The sequence below is a fragment of the Streptomyces sp. NBC_01320 genome (assembly GCF_035974375.1).
Taxonomy (GTDB): domain Bacteria; phylum Actinomycetota; class Actinomycetes; order Streptomycetales; family Streptomycetaceae; genus Streptomyces; species Streptomyces yanii.
Map to the genome: position 1 here is coordinate 49620 of NZ_CP108390.1, position 16709 is coordinate 66328.

At 67.4% G+C, this 16709-nt stretch carries 17 protein-coding genes and 3 pseudogenes; 11 read left to right on the forward strand and 9 right to left on the reverse strand.

Features of this window, described 5'->3' with window-relative positions:
- Positions 1-40: 40 nt before the first annotated feature.
- Positions 41-811, forward strand: coding sequence for a hypothetical protein (locus OG395_RS00240; RefSeq protein WP_327241082.1), 771 nt, complete (start codon positions 41-43; stop codon positions 809-811).
- Positions 812-1131: 320 nt separating this feature from the next.
- Here the strand turns inward: OG395_RS00240 and OG395_RS00245 are convergent, their stop codons facing one another.
- The 4 genes and pseudogenes from OG395_RS00245 to OG395_RS00260 all read right to left on the reverse strand — a co-directional run bounded on the left by OG395_RS00245 (position 1132) and on the right by OG395_RS00260 (position 3287).
- On the reverse strand, positions 1132-1698 hold the full coding sequence (locus tag OG395_RS00245) for an AMIN-like domain-containing (lipo)protein (protein WP_442818721.1): 567 nt from the start codon (positions 1696-1698) through the stop codon (positions 1132-1134).
- Positions 1699-1857: 159 nt separating this feature from the next.
- Positions 1858-2727: pseudogene (gene mobF / locus OG395_RS00250) on the reverse strand (MobF family relaxase); the annotation flags it as partial.
- Positions 2728-2784: 57 nt separating this feature from the next.
- Entirely contained in the window at positions 2785-3036 is a 252-nt protein-coding gene (locus OG395_RS00255; RefSeq protein ID WP_327241083.1) for a type II toxin-antitoxin system RelE family toxin, read from the reverse strand.
- Positions 3033-3287: a type II toxin-antitoxin system Phd/YefM family antitoxin gene (locus OG395_RS00260; protein WP_327241084.1), complete on the reverse strand. Its 255-nt coding sequence runs from the start codon at positions 3285-3287 to the stop codon at positions 3033-3035. Before OG395_RS00260 ends, OG395_RS00255 begins: the two co-directional genes overlap by 4 nt.
- Before the next feature lie 546 nt (positions 3288-3833).
- Between OG395_RS00260 and OG395_RS00265 the strand changes: the two genes are divergently transcribed.
- The 3 genes and pseudogenes from OG395_RS00265 to OG395_RS00280 all read left to right on the forward strand — a co-directional run.
- Positions 3834-4178, forward strand: a complete 345-nt coding sequence (locus tag OG395_RS00265; protein WP_327241085.1) for a hypothetical protein — start codon at positions 3834-3836, stop codon at positions 4176-4178.
- A gap of 2 nt (positions 4179-4180) precedes the next feature.
- A complete protein-coding gene (locus OG395_RS00270; protein ID WP_327241086.1) occupies positions 4181-4579 on the forward strand; it encodes a DUF6233 domain-containing protein in 399 nt (132 codons plus the stop codon).
- A 688-nt stretch (positions 4580-5267) separates the two neighbouring features.
- Positions 5268-6464: pseudogene (locus OG395_RS00280) on the forward strand (helicase associated domain-containing protein); the annotation flags it as partial.
- 81 nt (positions 6465-6545) lie between these two features.
- Here the strand turns inward: OG395_RS00280 and OG395_RS00285 are convergent.
- Positions 6546-7391: a DUF6414 family protein gene (locus OG395_RS00285; RefSeq protein WP_327241087.1), complete on the reverse strand. Its 846-nt coding sequence runs from the start codon at positions 7389-7391 to the stop codon at positions 6546-6548.
- Positions 7392-7702: 311 nt separating this feature from the next.
- Between OG395_RS00285 and OG395_RS00290 the strand changes: the two genes are divergently transcribed.
- The 4 genes from OG395_RS00290 to OG395_RS00305 all read left to right on the forward strand — a co-directional run bounded on the left by OG395_RS00290 (position 7703) and on the right by OG395_RS00305 (position 11087).
- Entirely contained in the window at positions 7703-8689 is a 987-nt protein-coding gene (locus tag OG395_RS00290) for an AlbA family DNA-binding domain-containing protein (RefSeq protein ID WP_327241088.1), read from the forward strand.
- Between the two features lie 35 nt (positions 8690-8724).
- Positions 8725-9396: a hypothetical protein gene (locus OG395_RS00295; RefSeq protein WP_327241089.1), complete on the forward strand. Its 672-nt coding sequence runs from the start codon at positions 8725-8727 to the stop codon at positions 9394-9396.
- Positions 9397-9481: 85 nt separating this feature from the next.
- Complete coding sequence (locus OG395_RS00300; protein ID WP_327241090.1) at positions 9482-9604, forward strand: hypothetical protein; 123 nt, start codon at positions 9482-9484, stop codon at positions 9602-9604.
- Positions 9605-9824: 220 nt separating this feature from the next.
- Positions 9825-11087, forward strand: coding sequence for an IS701 family transposase (locus OG395_RS00305; RefSeq protein WP_442818486.1), 1263 nt, complete (start codon positions 9825-9827; stop codon positions 11085-11087).
- Between the two features lie 271 nt (positions 11088-11358).
- Here OG395_RS00305 and OG395_RS00310 read toward each other — a convergent pair.
- A pseudogene (locus OG395_RS00310) lies at positions 11359-12007 on the reverse strand (IS630 family transposase); the annotation flags it as partial.
- On the reverse strand, positions 11896-12366 hold the full coding sequence (locus OG395_RS00315; RefSeq protein WP_327241093.1) for a helix-turn-helix domain-containing protein: 471 nt from the start codon (positions 12364-12366) through the stop codon (positions 11896-11898). The pseudogene OG395_RS00310 and the gene OG395_RS00315, both read right to left, overlap by 112 nt.
- Before the next feature lie 96 nt (positions 12367-12462).
- Between OG395_RS00315 and OG395_RS00320 the strand changes: the two genes are divergently transcribed.
- Together OG395_RS00320 and OG395_RS00325 are read left to right on the forward strand one after the other, a co-directional pair.
- A complete protein-coding gene (locus OG395_RS00320) occupies positions 12463-12861 on the forward strand; it encodes a peptidase inhibitor family I36 protein (RefSeq protein ID WP_327241094.1) in 399 nt (132 codons plus the stop codon).
- A gap of 174 nt (positions 12862-13035) precedes the next feature.
- The gene (locus tag OG395_RS00325) at positions 13036-13206 is read left to right on the forward strand and encodes a hypothetical protein (protein ID WP_327241095.1); all 171 of its coding nucleotides are present in this window, start codon (positions 13036-13038) and stop codon (positions 13204-13206) included.
- A gap of 13 nt (positions 13207-13219) precedes the next feature.
- On the opposite strand, the gene OG395_RS00330 is transcribed toward OG395_RS00325, so the two are convergent.
- Together OG395_RS00330 and OG395_RS00335 are read right to left on the reverse strand one after the other, a co-directional pair.
- The gene (locus OG395_RS00330) at positions 13220-14227 is read right to left on the reverse strand and encodes an IS3 family transposase (RefSeq protein WP_327241096.1); all 1008 of its coding nucleotides are present in this window, start codon (positions 14225-14227) and stop codon (positions 13220-13222) included.
- Positions 14228-14247: 20 nt separating this feature from the next.
- Positions 14248-14631: a hypothetical protein gene (locus tag OG395_RS00335; RefSeq protein ID WP_327241097.1), complete on the reverse strand. Its 384-nt coding sequence runs from the start codon at positions 14629-14631 to the stop codon at positions 14248-14250.
- A 463-nt stretch (positions 14632-15094) separates the two neighbouring features.
- Here OG395_RS00335 and OG395_RS00340 point away from each other — a divergent pair, with 463 nt between their 5' ends.
- Complete coding sequence (locus OG395_RS00340) at positions 15095-16300, forward strand: DUF4241 domain-containing protein (protein WP_327241098.1); 1206 nt, start codon at positions 15095-15097, stop codon at positions 16298-16300.
- Positions 16301-16709 lie beyond the last annotated feature (409 nt).

A 16709-nucleotide genomic window follows, 5' to 3' on the forward strand; every position in this document is an offset into this window, starting at 1 on the left:
CCGCCTCCCGGGGCCTGCGGGTGCCCTGTAGCCTCCGTGGGTGAGCAGCGCAGGTGAGGTGCCCGAGTGGCAGGCGGTGTTGGAAAGTACCGAGTGGGCGTCACTCGAAACCCCTGCAGGACCTGCGACAGGCGGATCCCTGCCGTCCGCCCTGGCCGGTCTTGTGAACCCTGACCCAGCCGTCCGGGCTGCGGCACTCGACAGGGCGCTGCCCAGCCACCAGAACACCATCTACGAGGCCACCGTGCCCGTCGCACGGTACGTCGCGGCGATCCTGTCGCACCCCGCCACCTCGACGAACGAAGTCCACTCAGCCACTGGGCAGGCCCCACACCTGCCGATGCGCGCTGAGCTGCTGAAATGGCTCGGTTCCACCGCGTACGACGCCGACGACGAAACCGTCGCGATCGGCCAAGGCATGTGGGACGGCACGTTCCTGGCCGGGTACCCGGCCATGCGCGGGTTCCGGGACCTGCGCCCGCAGCTCTTCCGCGCCATCTGCCCGCTCCTGGACGACGAAAACGAAACGGTACGACACGCAGCCCTCGTCGCCGCCATACCCCTGGCCGAACACCCCGAGCTCGTCCCTCACCACGACCTGCTCGCCCACCACGCCCACCGCCTGCTGAACACCAGCACCCACCGGTACCAGCGTGACCGCGCCCTGGACGCCCTCCAGGCCTGGGGCCACGACACCAGCACCCTGGAAACACCAGACGACACCGCGGCACGAACCCGCTACGCCCGCCTCGCCGCCCAACGCCTCCAGCCCCTCGAATGGGGCGGATACAGCGACGAACCGCCTTTCTGACACCACCAGGAGCCAACAGCCAGCCTGATCCCAAGGTGATGCCCGCGCCTGCGTGGAGAAGGCTCTATCGGATGGTGGCGACTGCTGTCAGTCGTATGCCGATACCGGTCAGCCGAGTGCAGAAGGACTGGGATACCTGAGACCAGGGCGGCAATTCGTGCCGCCCTGGTGCTCGTGGGAAGGGGCCGCCGAGGCCGGCGCAGGCGATCCCCGGATGCCCCGCGGCCCTCTAGCGACAGCGTCCCGCCGCCGACCGCATGCGGGGGAGCGCCAGCGTCACGGCACCGCGCCCACCCGGCGATGCGGCTGAGGTGACTGCCTCACCAGGTGTGAGCGACATCGACCACCAAACGGTTGGAGAGCTGGGACACCCGGAACGGCAGCCGGGCCCGCACACCAAGGCCCACTTGCGTGACCCCTTCGAAGCTGGCCCCGAACTTCGCCTCGCGGAAGGTGCGGTAGCCGGTCAGGTCGACGCCCGGAAGCACTCGGCTGCCCCGGCCTGGGTAGGTCGCCGAGTGAGTCTCCGGGTCGTAGGCGGGGGCGGACACCCTGATCTCGATGATCGCCCCGCCGGAGATCGGAATGCGCATGCCGGAAGGGTCCTGATAGAAGGCGCCGACGTAGTGCACGGTGTACCCGATCGGCTCGATGCCCGCCGTGGGTACGTCGAAGACCATGCGGTCGTAGCAGTCGTGCTCGCCGGTCCTAATGTCGGTCAGCGATCCGACGCTGGTGTCCGCCGCAGTCTTCGGAAGGCTGCCCCAGCCGGTCGGGCACGCGACAGCCGTCGTGGTCGCGCCCGCCGTCGCGGGCGCGGCCACTCCCACGCCCACACCGGCCATCGTCAGGGCGGCCAGCATCGCCCCGTATCGTCTCGTGCGCATCGTTCCCCCTTGTGCTGCGGCTCTTGGTTTCCTGCCATATACGACATGCCGGTCACGGGATTGGTTGTACGGGTCGCCCCGAAAGTGGAGATCCACCAGCCCACCAACCTCTCCGGCGCGGACGGCGCCGCCAACGGCCGACTGCGCCGAGAGGGTTGCCCAGCGAAGGTCGTCGTCGGGGACGACAGTCAGCCGTGCAGGACTGATGACCGCGGCGGCCGCGACAGTGGCCGGGGCATCCTTCGGGTGCAGGGATACGGGTATGGAGCGTGCCCCACTGCCGTCGGTGCGGCGGACCTTGACCGACAGGACGAGATGGTCATGGAGCAGCGGCTGGCCGTCGCGGGATTCGTAGTGCCGGAACCGGGCGGCGATCACCCCGGGTTCGGCGCGCTCGGGGGTGCTGTCCCTTCCACGGCGCACGATCAGCAGTCCCGTCTCAATCTGGTCGACGACCTCGTCGATCACGCGAGTATGCGCGGCCTCAATGACCTTCCTGACCACGTCGCTGGCCAGGGCCCAGAGGATCTGAACGCTGCCGGGCGCACGGAACACCAGATCGGCCCCGGACCACTTCTGGATCAGGTAACCAAGGCGGGTGGCGCGCTCGGCTTTCGCGGGGGTGTCTCCGGCAGCACGTCTGTCCTCGATGATCTGCTCGGAGACGGGGTGCCGCCCCTTGCCAAACAGGTTCGCCGTCTGCCGGTGGGTCACCCTCGATCCCGCGGTCAAGCCGACCGCAGGCAGGGCCTTGCCCATCCACACCCGGGTGGGACCCCGGCCTCTTCCTGCGCCTGGTCCAGGTTCTTCCCCCGGGGCCGGCGACCGTCCCCCACCGCGACCTGGCGCAGGTAATACCGGTACGCGGAGCCCGTGCTCACTTGCTGGAACGTCATCATGGCCCCAGCCCAGCACCCTAAAAGCGCTGGTCAAGGGCTTGTTGAGAGGGCTCCCGCCGGGCGGGAGGAAAACGTCGACAGGATGTGACTGCGTCCCGCCTGGCGGGCGGCTAGTGTCTGCACTTCCCACCCCGGCTGCGGACCGGCAGATGGCCGGTGCGTGGCAAGTGTGGCGTCTTCGGGGGTGTCAGCCGAGGCGGCCGACGTGGATGACGGCGATGGTGACAGTGGCTTCGGTGATCTCGTACAGGACGCGATAGCGGCCGACCTGCATGCGGCGCAGGTCCGGCGATCCGTACTCGGCGGTGCCCGCCGGCCGCGGGTGCTCGGCGAGCATGTCGACCGCGTCCATCAGCTGACGCAGCCCGTCCGGGTCGTTCTTGAGGAACCGGGCAGCCGCGTCGATGGCGGCCTCGTCCCAGGTGATCGCGTACGTCAACCGCGCTCCAGCCCGAGGCGGGCGCGCACCTCGTCATGCGGAACGTCCGCCGTCTGGCCGGCTGCCTGCCGAGCGCGGTACTGCGCCAGGGCCAGGGCGTCTTCCAGGTCGGCGAGCTCCTGGGGGTTGATCAGAACAGCCGCCGGCTGACCGTGATCGGTGATCGTGATGCGCTCACGGGCGTGGGACGCACGGCGAACCAGCGCCCCGAACCGGGCGCGCGCTTCAGTGATCGGCAGAGTGTCACTCATGTACAGAACTGTACACTTCACACCTCTTCTGAAGTGGGCAGCGTTGAGATCCGCACCCGCTAGCCCGGCTCTCTTTCTTGCTCCTCATCTGCGGCAGGCAAGCCGTGGGCGCATCAGGCGGGTTCTTTGCGGTCGGCAGGCAACATCACCGGTCACCGCGACCGGCAGAGCTCCAGTTGCAAGAGGCCGGAGCCTGTACGGGGAATGATCCCGGCTGGTTGACCGTTCATCTGCCTGTGGGTACGGAGGGGACGGTGTCCCCGGGCCTCACCTATTGCCCATGGGGAAGTTCGTTCGGCTGAAGCCCCATGGAGCCCTTCGCCGAGAGGCGACCACCCTTCGTACCGCGCACGGCTGCCCCGACTGGCCTCCCCGGACCAGCCGGGGCAGTCCTGTCTGCAGCCCGCAGGCACGGAGGTGTGCGGGGTCGTGAAGTGGTGCTCCGTATCTGCTCGGGCCAGATTGCACTCCTCCGACGGAGGGGATTCGCCGCGAGTGGGCGGCGCGCCGCCGCATTCGAAAATCGAACACACGTACCATTCATGTGTGCCCACGTACGACTTTCCCGAGGACCTGCGCGACGCCCAGCTCGCGCTGCACCAGACCCGCGCCGCATACGAGCAGTACGCCGCCGGCCTGCCCTGGTCGGCCGAACCGATGCCCGGCTGGGAGAGCGAGAAGCAGCCGTACACCAGCTTCCGCTCCGGCAAGGCCGACAGCCCCGGCTACACGGACGAGCAGGCCGCGGAAGTGCGCCGGTTCCAGGCGGAGCTGCTCCGGCTGAGCACCGAAGTGGCCACGCATCCGTACTGGACAACGCTCGACAGCGGTGTGGTGGCGGCGCGGACGGCCCTCAAGCACGCACACGAAACAGCGGACGAGGCGGCGTAGCCGTGTCCGATCCCGGGTCGATATCCCGCCTCGACAAGCTCCTGGCTCTTCAGGAGTGGCTGGACTGGCAACTGCGCCAGACCCGGGGCCGGATCCGGGAGCTCGAGGCCCAGGAACGACAGGAGCAGCGGCAAGAGAAGCAGCGGGCACGGGAGCAGCGCGAGCAGGGGAAGCCGCGGGCTGAGGAGCTGCGCAGCAAGGAGCGGCGTCCGCGTACCCCGGACTGGGGCATCGACGACATCGGGATCGGCACCTCGCGGTCCGAGGTCCACCGGGGTGACTGTTTCGCCGCCGGAAAACAGTTGCGAGCCATCAGCCGGGAGCAGGCCGCCGCCGCTCTCGCCGACGGCGCACCGGCCTGCGAGGTATGCCGGCCCGACACGGTGCTCGGCGCGCTGTGACCGGTGTCTGGTCGCAGCATGAAGGCGTGGAACTCCCGATCAGCGTGGCGCTGACCCGTGCCGTGCCGGTGCTGCCGCAGGGGCCGGGGGCTGGTTCTGACGGCGGGTGGGTCTGTCAGGGAGATCGGCGGTGACCTTGCAGAGCACGGACGCGTACCAGCGGTGCCCGGCCCACGGGACCCTCACGGACTGCACGACCGCCTGGCCCCGCTCCACCAGCCGCGCCATCCGCTTCCCGGAATGATGCAGCCCACCTCTCCAACCTTCGGCAGGCGTAGCCGCCGGTTGTCCAGTGCCGCAGGAGGGCGTTCGGTGACCGTGGTTGCCCTCCACGGTGCCTGCGACGACGGCCCCGTGGTGGCTGTGCTGGAAACACGGGGCAGCGTGGTGCTCTCGGGCTCCGTCAAACACCGGAAAGACGACGGCGGCCTCTGCACCAAGCAGGCAAGGTTGCAACAAGTGACTGTGAAGCTGGCACGACCCGTAGGCGACCGCGTTGTGGTCGACGCGCACACCGGCCAACCGGTCCCCTACAAGACACCGCACGGACCCTCACCGAGCTGGAGTTGAGCAGCGCAAGTCCTTGCCCCGGTCCACGCGCACCATCTCCGGCAGCCCGCCGAACGGGCCGTACGGCTCCTCGCGCAGGACCGCCGAGCAAACATCCCTCACACTCCCCCACCCCTAGATAAAGGGTCTGCGCTCGCACGATGAGCGCATGGTCGAGCAGCTCGCATCCCGCGCGCTCACCAGCGGCAAGCGCAAGGTCCACGTCCGGCGCGACGAAGACGGCCAGATCGTCGGGTCCGCCAGCGGCGAGGGCGACGGCGAGGACCAGGACGACGACACGCAGGCCGCCGCCGAAGCGGCGCTGCTCCACTTCTCCTCTCCCCGGGACGCGGCGACCATCGCGGCCTTCCTGCGGACGCGGGTGTACCGGCCGGAGTCGCTGGTGTGGCTGGAGGGCTACCAGGCCCTGCTCCGGTGGCGAAAGGAGAACGAGATCACCGGCCTCTACGCCGTGCCCTACGACGTCGAGGTCGAGGTCGGCGTCACCAAGGACTCCCCCCTCGGGCGGTGGGTGCACCAGCAGCGCAAGGCGCTGCGGGCGGGTGAGCTGGAGGAGCGGCGCAAGACCCTGCTGGACGCCCCGGAGGCCGGGATGGTGTGGGAGCCCGGCGAGGAGGCGTGGGAGACCAAGCTGTCCGCGCTGCGGTCGTACCGGCGGGCCACCGGGCACCTCGCCCCACGTCAGGACGCGGTGTGGGGCGAGGGCGAGGCGATGGTGCCCATCGGGCAGCACATGGCCAACCTCCGCCGGAAGGGCGGCCTGGGCAAGGACCCGGAGCGGGCGGCGAAGCGCGCGCAGCAGCTGACCGCGATCGACCCGGACTGGAACTGCCCATGGCCGCTGAACTGGCAGAGGCACTACCGCGTACTCGCCGACCTCATCGACGCCGACGGTTACCTGCCCGACATCGCGCCGGGCGTCGTCTTCGAGGGCGATGACGTGGGCACGTGGCGGTGGCGCCAGCAGGAACCGAGCACCTGGGCGCAGCTGTCGCCCGAGCAGCAGGAACGGCTGACCGCGCTGGGCATCAAGGCCGCTGAAGCTCCGTCTCCAGCCCCGGCAGTCGCTCGTGCGACGAAGGGCCCGAGCAAGGCGCAGCAGGCGTTCCAGCGGGGCCTTGCGGCCCTCACGCAATGGGTGGAACGGGAAGGCGACCGGCCGGTGCCAAGGGGCCACAGCGAGCCGATCGCAGTCGACGGCGAGACGGAGCCGGTGATCGTAAAGCTGGGCGTGTGGACATCGAACACCCGCGCGAGGCGGGACAGGCTCACGGCGGAGCAGCTGGATTCGCTGCGGAAGCTCGGCATCGATTAGGTGTAAAGCCGGTCTTCGGGGCGGCTGCCAGCGGATGCCCCGAAGACACAGCTCTGCTGCAGATCAGAGGAGTTTCGCAGATCAGTAAAGCCCGATCGCGTCCACGATGATGGCGGGACCGGCGATATGGGAGTGCACGTCCTCAGTGGGGAGATCCAGGTTGAAGTGGCTGACCAGCTCTCGCACGTGATCGTCTACGTCGAGCATCATGAAGCGCCGCATCATGTGCTCCCAGTCGTGGAGGAGCCACTGTTCGGCGCTGAGGTAACCGTCACTGCCCCCTGGAATCAACCTGCTGACGCTTCCCAGGACGCGGAGTTCTCCTTCGATACGGTTCGCTGAAGCCTCGCCCAGGAAGTGGTCCGGCGGCACATTGATGTAGACCTTCTGCGGCAGGTTCGACCCGGTCAGCTCCAGGAGGGTTGGAATGGGGAGGAGCTCGTTCCGGAGGTACACCTGCTGCAACTGCTCGGCGAACGGCAAATCCTCAACCTTGAGATTGCGGAGGCTTTCCAGGTCTGCCTCTACGGTGTCCATCAGCCGACGAAGGATGAAGAACATCTTCCCTGCCAGGCTGGCCGCGGTGATCCTCGTCGTTCCCTCGATCTGGACCAGATCGTCCCTGACGAGGGGGGTTTCGCCGTCCGGGTCGACTTTGACCGAGCCGGCGTCGCTGATCAGCGCGTCGATCAGCTTGCTGAAGGTGGCCTTCTGCTTGGGGGCGAGGCTGTAGGTGGATTGGAACTCAACGTCGGTCCCCCTAGAGCCTTCCAGCGCGAACCCGCCCATGCCAGCCTTACCGCCGCCGGTCTGCCTCCGAATGGATTTCTCGACGATCTCGGCTTGTCGAGGAATCTCGATTTCGTAGTACTCCGCCTGCGACAGCAGGGTCTCAGTGTCGAGGTAGATCGGTGACCGTAGTGCCATGCACAGAAGTATCTCAGTGCCCTCTGACACTCCGGCCCGTGCGCGCTCCAGTGCGTCCAGCGGAGCTCTGCGTGCGGAGAGCCGACGGTTCGCGCGCGCCGACACTGAGGGAACGGTCTCCCGGTGAGGGCACCACCACAGCCGAGCAGGCGGCACCGGAGTGCCTGGTGAACTTGAGCATGATCGCCAGGTGGATCGAGGAGTGCTCCGTGGAGACCGTGCCCTGCTTCCTACCTGAAGACCACATCTGAGCAAGTGGCCTTGATCGTGAACAGGGCCTGGGGACGCCGGGGCGGGTGGATGCTTTGCCGGTGACAAACATTGATGAGGTACGCCGTGCCCTGAAGGAGTCCAGGTTCGATGTTCTGCTGGGGCTGGAGGAGTCGAGCTGGCTGGACGTCAAGAAGGGGATCTACCACCTGGACAATCCGGAGCACGAACAGGAACTCCTCAAGGACGTGGCCGGCTTCGCCAACACTTCCACCGGTGGACTGCTGGTGGTCGGCTTCAAGACCGAGCAGCCCCACGATGTCGAGATCGTTTCCGAGCTCAATCCCGTCCCACGGAAGCTCGTCGACCTCGACCGGCACCGCAAGCTGATCGACGGAAAACTGATACCCACGGTGCGAGGTCTAAGCGTCAACTGGATCGACTGCGGTGAAGAAAAGGGCGTACTGGTCATCGACATCCCAGCCCAGCCGCCCACTTCCCAGCCTCTCGTAGTGCCGGGACCGACCAAGGGCGCACCACCCGATTCGGTCGCCGTACCGATGCGGCGCGGAGACCGCACCACATGGCTCCCCCGAGCCCAGATCCAGGCGCTGCTCGCCACAGGGTGGGCGGTGACCGGTGCACCTGCTGAACCAGCAGCCCCGCACACGGCGGACCGTGCGAAGAGCGGCCGCGTCTTCGACGCGATTCCTCCCGATGCCCGATGGATCAAGGTACTGGCCGAAGGAGCCCCGCTGCATCGGGTGCCCACCTGGCTGGCGGACGCCGTCTACGACGCGTACGACACGCTCACCGGCGACGTCGTGGACTTCATCGACCCCGAGGCGGCTGAAGAGCACCAGGCCCTGGTAGAAGCGCTGGGTGATCTCCACGCTGAGTTCATCGGGACCTTCCCGCCTGGCGGAGTGAGCGGCTACAAGTACACGGAAGTCCCAGTCGAGTGGAAGGGCACAGACCCCACCCGCTACTACAAGGCGCTTGAGGACTTGTCGACGGCGAGGCAGAGGTTCCTGGACCTGTACAGACAGTTGAGCAACACACTGAACAGGAAAGGGCTGCTGTCCTGACCGGCCCCGGGCAGAGCGACAACCAACTGACGGCAGTGGCCATCGACCATGACCAACGCATGTGTGTGGCCTGGGAGACGGACAACGGCCCCTGGCAGGGCCCGGTCGCTTTCGGCGAAGCGTCCTTCATCGCAGGTTCGCCAGTCGGAGTGGCCAGGCAGAACCCCAACCAGCTGACAGCTCTCGCCGTTGGAGAAGACGGACGCATGCGCGTCGCATGGGAAACCAACAACGGGCCCTGGCAAGGACCGGTTGCGTTCGGAGAGGACGCCCTGGCCCCGGTGTCAGGCGTAGCGGTTAAACCACAGAACGACAACCAATTGACGGCCCTTGCAGTGGGAGCCGACGGACGCATGTACGTCGCATGGGAAACCGATAACGGCCCGTGGCAGGGGCCCGTAGGCTTCGGAGACCAGGGTCTGTTTCCTTCCTACGCGGGAATCGCTGCGGAAAAGCAGAACGACAACCAGTTCACAGCCGTGGCTATCGGACACGACGGACGCATGCATGTGGCCTGGGAGACGGGCAACGGCCCCTGGCAGGGGCCCGTCGCTTTCGGAGACGCCGCTTTTGAACCCGGCTCCGGCATAGGACTGGCCAGGCAAAACGACGGCCAACTCACCGCGATGGCCATCGGCAGCGACGGCCATCTGCACGTGGCCTGGGAGACGGACAACGGCCCCTGGCAGGGGCCAGTAGCCATCTGAGTCCGGCGCTGACCGCGTGCGGGCGGGTAGGGTCGAGTGCGGCGGCCGACGGGAGTTTCCCCGCCGACCGCCGTACGCGCTGTCTGTGCGTGCCAACATCGCAGGTGAGCGGGCACCTCTGGTCGACGCCATCCCCGAACCGGAGCTTCCCGCGCCGCGGGTGGTCGGCGTCGACGAGTACGCCACCCGCAAGGGCCGCCGCCCGTGAACCGATCCTCACGCCCGTACCGGGCCCACCGCATCCGGAACAGGGGATGACGGTCCCCGCAACCGTGCTCACGCCGGTCGCACCCCTGCTGCGCTCCTCCGCCAGGGTGAACCCGCAGGCCAAATCGTTCTTCCTGCGCCCGGCAGCCCGTATGTCTAGTAGGGCTTTGTTAGGTACCCCAAGTGATCTTCGTTGGATAGATTGTGATCTTCTTTCAGTTGTGACTCCTGAGGAGATGGAAGAGGTCCGTCCGCGTCTGGAGGCGTTCGCGGCCGAGATGCTGGGCTCGTTGGCGCGTCGGGACCAGCGGGCCAAGGGTGAGTTGTACCTGCGTGGGCTGATGCTGGACGGCAAGCGCAAGTCGATGCAGCCGATGGCCGAGCGCCTGGGCGTGGACCACCAGCAGCTCCAGCAGTTCGTGTCCTCCTCCACCTGGGACTACTCCAAGGTCCGTGAGCGGCTGGCCCGTTGGGCTGCGGCGCACATCTCGCCCGAGGCGTACGCGATTGACGATGTCGGCTTCCCCAAGGACGGCTACGACTCGCCGGGGGTGGCGCGGATGTACTGCGGCGCGCTGGGCAAGCGGGGCAACTGCCAGATCGGGGTCAGTGTGAACCTGGTCAGCGACCGCGCCTCCTCGGCCGTCGACTGGCGTCTATTCCTGCCCGAGGGCTGGGACGACACCAAACATACCAAGGACGCGCTGCTGGCTTCGGCGATCCGCCGGCGCCGCGCCAAGGCCGGCATCCCCGAGACTGCTCGCCACCGGGAGAAGTGGCGCCTGGCCCTGGACATGCTCGACGAGGTCCGCGGGGACTGGGCGTTGCCGGGCCTGCCGGTCGTCGCCGATGCCGGATACGGCGACGCCACGGGCTTTCGGGAGGGCCTGACCGAACGAGGCCTGACCTACGCGGTCGCGGTCAAGGCCACCACGACCGCGCACCCGGGCGACGCCACGCCCGAGCGTCCGCCGTACTCCGGGCAGGGCCGCCCTCCCGTGTCCGCCTACCCCCAGCCGCACAGCACCCTGCGCGTGCTGGCCCTGGCCGCCGGGCAAGCGGCCGCCCGCACCGTTACCTGGCGCCAGGGCAGCAAGGCCACCAAGCACAACCCACGGGCCGAGATGCGCTCGCAATTCCTGGCCCTACGGGTCCGCCCGGCCAACCGGCACATCCGCCGCGCCGCCGACGGCTCCCTGCCCGAATGCTGGCTGCTCGTCGAGTGGCCACCCGACTCCGCCGAGCCCACCGACTACTGGCTCTCGACACTGCGCGCCGACACCCCACTGCGCGAGCTGGTGCGAATCGCCAAGATCCGCTGGAGAGTTGAGCACGACTACCGCGAGCTCAAGGACGGCCTCGGCCTGGACCACTTCGAGGGCCGCAACTACCTCGGCTGGCACCGCCACGTCACCCTCGCCTCCCTCGCCCAGGCCTTCTGCACCCTGCTGCGGCTCGACCCAAAAGCCCCTGCGCCGGCCTGACCCTCTACGCGGTCCTCCGCGAACTCCAGGCCCTCCTGGCCACCTGGACCGGCGCATGCTCCATATGCGGCCAACCCGCACCAACCCCCGAACCCCACCAAAGGACCTAACAAAGCCCAACTAGTAGACCGTCGCAGCTAATTTTTGGGATAAAGGTGACGCAGTTTGATGCGTGCGTCGTGGGTGGTGAACTGCCAGTTCACCTGACGTTGGTCGGTGTTGGTGGCGTTCTGCCAGGCTGAGAGTTCGGTGTTGAGGTTGTCGAGGTTGCTGATCCGGCGGTCGAGGCATTGCCGGGTCAGCGCGGAGAGTTCGATCTCGGCGATGTTGAGCCATGACCCGTGTTTGGGTGTGTGGTGGATCTCGAGGCGTTGGGCCAGGGCGAAGGCCTCTTCTGGTTCGAATGCCTCGTACAGTGAGGCGATGCCGTGGGTGTTGAGGTTGTCCATCACCAGCACCACGGCCTTGGCGTCGGGGTAGTCCACGCTCAGTAACTGTTTGACCTGGCCGGCCCAGTCGATCCGGGTCCGCTGGGACAGTGCCTGGACTCGACGCCACCCGCGCAGGGGTTCGGCCCACACGAAGATTGAGCACGTGCCGCAGCGGATGTACTCGCTGTCCTGGCAGGCGTCGTGACCAGGGCGGGCCGGGAGCGGGTCGCGGGCATGGTCGAGGAGCTGGTAGGGCTTCTCGTCCATGCACACCACCGGGCGTGCCGGATCGTAGGGCCGGGCATAGACGGCCAGCACGTCTTCCATCCGGGCCGCGAACTCCGCGTTCGCTCGTGGCGGGATGGTCCAGCACTTTCTCAGGTGAGGACGCAGTTCCGTTTTTTTAAGACCCGCCCGATGGTGGAGTGGTCCAGGTCGGGGATGTCCTCGACCAGCGCGACGTGCTTCTCCAGCAGCCGCAGCGACCACCGGGTATAGCCCTGGGGTGGCTGTGAGCACGCCATCGCGATCAGCCGGGCTTCGACCTCACCGGTCACCGGCGAGGGCACCGGCGGGAGGTCGCGCTTCTTCCGAGCAATCGTGGCGTGCACATCGCCACCGGTCTCGGTGAAACGCTTGGCGACCAGCCGCAACGTCTCACCGGAGACGCCGAGCCGGGCCGCGATCACCTCCTTGGTGTCCACCTCACCCACCGAGCTGTCCAGCGCAAGCAGCACCCGCGCACGCATGATCATCGAGGCCCCACGAACACCCGTCGTGGTCACCCGGACCAACTCCTCACGATCCTGCGCGGTCAACCTGACCGGCCGCTTCTTCTGCGAACCCATGACAACAGTCCTGTCTGGCAAAGGGGAAGGAATCTGCCAGACACCAACCTCCCAACCAGACATGCCATAACTAAGTAGCGACACGCTACTAGTGCCGTGATCAAAAACGTGAGGCGTGCCGCGGCGGTCGCCGCCCTGGCCCTCTCCTCGCTGGCCGTTCCCGCCTCCGCCTCCGGCAGCACCGGCACGGTACGGGCCGGTATCGACTGCCCGTCCGGCTACGTGTGCATCTACCCCGAGATCAACTTCGGCGGGCAGCCATGGGTACGGCGCGCCGTGGACGGCGGCGTGAAGGACCTGCCGTCCGCGATCCGTGACCGCGGCAGCTCGATCCGCAACAACTCCGACCGCACCGCCCGCGTCTACGAGAAGCGGAACTACAGCGGCCGCTGGGTCTGCGTGACCCGCAGCGGCGGCTCCATCCATGACCTGCGCGGCTACAACCTCAACGACCAGACCCGCTCCTTGCGAATCAACCGAAACGACTGCGGTTGAACACGGCCTCGGGACTGGTGAGCTCGCATGTTCAGGTGTCGCGTATTCGCGGCCGAGCCCAGATGAGGCTCGCGCTGAGTGATCTGCGCGAGCTCGGCGGCACCCCGCAGTCTGCTGTTGGCGATTGGCATGATGGGCGGCGGCAAGTTCTCAGGTGTTTCTAGAGGAGCGACTGTGGCGTTCGAAACCGAAGCCGATTTCGGAGTCGCCGAACGGGATGAGTGGTCTTATTCGGCGGCAGTCGGCGTCGGACCGCTCCGGTTCGGTATGACCGTCGACGAAGTGGTCGAGGCGGCTGAGGTACTCGGCCAGACGAAGGTCAGCGGTGAATTTCAAGTCCAGTGAGACATTTGTGTGGCTATGAGATCTGTGGTGTGGTTTCCCTGCGCTTGGCGGGGTCGTTGATCCACGCTTGCTGGGGTATCTCGGGCGGTGTGGGGCGGCGACCGAAGCGTTCGGGGTGGCGGGCGAACGCTTCGGCGAGCGTGACGGCTCTCTGGTCGCGGACCTCCTCGGCGGTGCCGAAGTGGACGCTGGCGGGCGTGTGCCATCCAATGCCCGAGTGCCGGTGCTCGTGGTTGTAGTACGCGATGAACGCGTCGAACCAATCACGGGCGTGGGCCAGGGAATCGAACCGCTCGGGGTAGTCGGACATGTACTTGGTGGTCTTGAAATGGGCCTCGCTGTAGGGGTTGTCATTGGAGACTTTCGGCCGGGAATGGCTGCGGGTGACGCCGAGGTCGATCAGCAGCTGAGAGACCTTCTTGGAGGTCATTGAGGTGCCCCGGTCGGCGTGGACGGTCTCGGGCACGATGCCGTTGCGCTCGATGGTGTCCCGGATCAACTCCTCGGCACGCTCTGCTGATTCGGCGCGTTCAACGGTGTGGCCGACGATGTAGCGGCTGAAGATGTCGATGACGACGTAGGCGTGGTACCAGGTGCCCTTGGCCGGTCCGGCGAGCTTGGTGATGTCCCAGGTGAAGACCTGGGATGGGGCGGTGGCGACCAGTTCGGGCACGGTCTTGGCCGGGTGGGTGGCCTGACGGCGACGCTCGCCGGACTGGCCCTTGTCACGCAGGATCCGGTACATCGTGGAGACCGAGCAGTGATAGCGGCCCGCGTCCAGCTCACGGGCCCAGATCTGCGCGGGCGGCAGCTCCACGTACTCGGCGCTGTTCATCAACTCCAGTACTGCCGCACGCTCTTGATCCGTCAGCGCCGAGGGCTGGGCCTGGACGTGGGAGCGGGGCGTGCGGTCGGTCGGGGGCTTGAGCCTGCGGTAGTGGGTGGCCCGGGAGCGGCCTGTCAGCCGGCACGCGGCCGTGATGCCCAGCTGGCCCTGAACGCCGGTGAACGCGGTGTCCACCACGGGGTCGGTGGCGTGTTTCAGTCCGCGCTCTCGGAGATCATTTCCAAGAGCGCGGAGGCTTTTCCCATCACCTCGAGTGCGGCCTTGTTCCGGGCCAGGTCCTTCTGCAGCCGCTCCACCTGCTGTCGCAGCTTCTCGTTCTCCACCTCCGCGGCGGACTTCTTCGTGCGGGCGGGGCTGGTCCGGCGGTCGACCAGGTTTTCCAGGGCCCCGGCATCCCGGGCGGCCCGCCACTCCTTGACATGCGAGTGGTAGAGGCGTTCCCGGCGCAGGACCGCGCCCTTCTCGTTCCTGGGCGCGGCGTCGTACTCGGCGACGATCCGCAGTTTGTACTCCGAGGTGAAGGTACGGCGCTTCGGCCTCGGCGCCGGGTCGGACCCGACGGGCTCAGTGCTGGGCATAAGGGGCGGTTCTCCTGTCGTGCCCTCTCAGGCTAACCCCGCAGAACGGGACGTCTCACCCGAGGCTGACAGAGAGGGTGGGGACGCGGAAGCCTGCGAGCCAGGCGGTCAGTCGCTCTGTCTCTGTGGGCAACCGACGGAATTCGTTGACCAGTCGTAACGTCGCTTCCGCCGGGTTGGATTCCCGCGCAGGAGTGCCCTCGTTTCCGCCCCTGAGCGTCGGCGCCGACGCGAACGCACGCATCACCGTTGGGGCCAGCCGAACCGACTGTGTTTCGTCACCTGGGGCGGCCCTTTTCGTCGGTAACCCCAGGTTGCGGGCCTCCCACAATCCGATGTGTCACACCTCAGTGGCAGACTGCGGCACAACGAAGCTTCGGAAGGGCAGGGCGTTGCGGCAGGGGTCACCCGTCGAGCGCCACTGCTCAGGGGTGGCTGGTGCCACGGGGGGAGATACGCGGCTGTGATCTTCGACAGTCTTGATGTGTCGTACGGCAACATGTGGGGTTCCCAGCAGGGAATGACCCATCCGGAACCGATGTCGCGCGCGGTCGCCGCACGCAGACATGCTGCCGGGATGGAGTACGCCGTTCTGCTGTCCGCGCGGGAGCGACCGCTGGCACTGGTCGAACGCTGGCCGCGCCGGATGTGGCGCGTGTATCTGTTCGACGACAGGTCCTGGCGCATGCAGATGATCGACCTCAAGCCGCACGGCACGGGGATGTTGTTGGCTCGCTGGAACACTCGATGGCAGTTTGCCAACGAGCAGGAGCACTCGTTCGGGAAGTGGGATGTTCAGGAGACCACGACCGTCTCGGCCGACGGGCAGGTCGAGGTGAAGTCCGAGTCCGCCAGGTCGAGGGGAGCGTCGACGGAGCCACTGCACGCTCGAACATCCGGCCCGTCGAGCGCCCCCGTGCGGCAGTTCCAGGCGCCCGTCGAAAGCTTCCTCTGCCCCGAACCGGAATTCGGCGACTGGCAGGTGTTCGCGCCGTTCCTCGCCCAGCAGGGCCACGAGCCCGCCACGACCGTACTCCTGAGCGACGCGTCGGTGGACGAAGGATCGGGACCGCTGCACGCCACCGGAATCGAGCAACTATTCAGTCCGGGTGCGTGCGACACTCCGGATGGGCCGGCCGTCGTCGAGCTCGTCGACGCCGGCCTGCTGCGGATCACGTCAGGGCAGCTGGCGGTCTCGGACCCCGGCTGGGCCGGGGAGACCTCGCGGACCGTCGCTGTGCCACCGGGCGAGTTCCCGGTCACGCTGTCGCTTTTGCGCACGACACGCGGGGCCGGTGTCGCCGCGGCCAGGGTGCGGTTCCTGGACATCTCGCCCCGTGAGTGGGAAATGGCCCTTCGGCCCGACGAGGACCTGGGGCTGCTCAGCGAGGGCCAGTTCTACGGGGTTGGCGTGGATACCGGCACAGCGGCTTTCATGGACGCGACTCGGACAGTGATCGAAGACCAGCTGGACGAGGACCTGTTCATACCCCTCGACAGCCATTTCACCGTCGAACTGCCCAGCACGGAGCCCGAGCCGAACCTCATCGCCTTCCGTGCCGGCCGGGGCGACGGGACCTACCCCGTCTGGATCGGCCGCACCGATGACGGACAGGTTGGTTGCGTCGTCGTCGACTTCCAGCTCCATTCCGCCGACGGGGAAGAGTAAGGAGCCGCCGACCATCGGCGCGAGGCCGCACTGCCCGAGACTGGGACCACGGCGAACCTCCAGAGTGCACACGGCGATTGAGAAGCTCGACAACTCGATCACCGACTTCGGCCTGGTGGACGCCTTCCCGGAGGACGTCAGGGCTCGCCAGCGGTACTACGCGACGTAGCCGTGCCCTACAACGGCTGAACATCCCTGGTTGCCTTGCGGCCCGCATCTGGACCTGGCCCACACCTCACCCCGGCACGGCAGCCCCTTCCCCCTGAAGAGTGCGCGGGCCCGGTACGGCGCGGGTGACCAGGTCCAGATCCAGGCAGCGGTTCATATCCAGCTCGAACCGGCCGTAGATCTCCTTATCTGGACACCTTCGAGTGACGCCTGAACCGGCGCCGTGGCGATCGAGGGGCGG

Excerpts from the sequence above, each read along its gene's own strand:
- OG395_RS00285 (WP_327241087.1), bottom strand. The coding sequence starts at position 7,391 with ATGGCACTACGGTCACCGATCTACCTCGACACTGAGACCCTGCTGTCG.
- OG395_RS00315 (WP_327241093.1), bottom strand. The coding sequence starts at position 12,366 with ATGGGTTCGCAGAAGAAGCGGCCGGTCAGGTTGACCGCGCAGGATCGT.
- OG395_RS00260 (WP_327241084.1), bottom strand. The coding sequence starts at position 3,287 with ATGAGTGACACTCTGCCGATCACTGAAGCGCGCGCCCGGTTCGGGGCG.
- OG395_RS00245 (WP_442818721.1), bottom strand. The coding sequence starts at position 1,698 with ATGCGCACGAGACGATACGGGGCGATGCTGGCCGCCCTGACGATGGCC.
- OG395_RS00335 (WP_327241097.1), bottom strand. The coding sequence starts at position 14,631 with ATGCCCAGCACTGAGCCCGTCGGGTCCGACCCGGCGCCGAGGCCGAAG.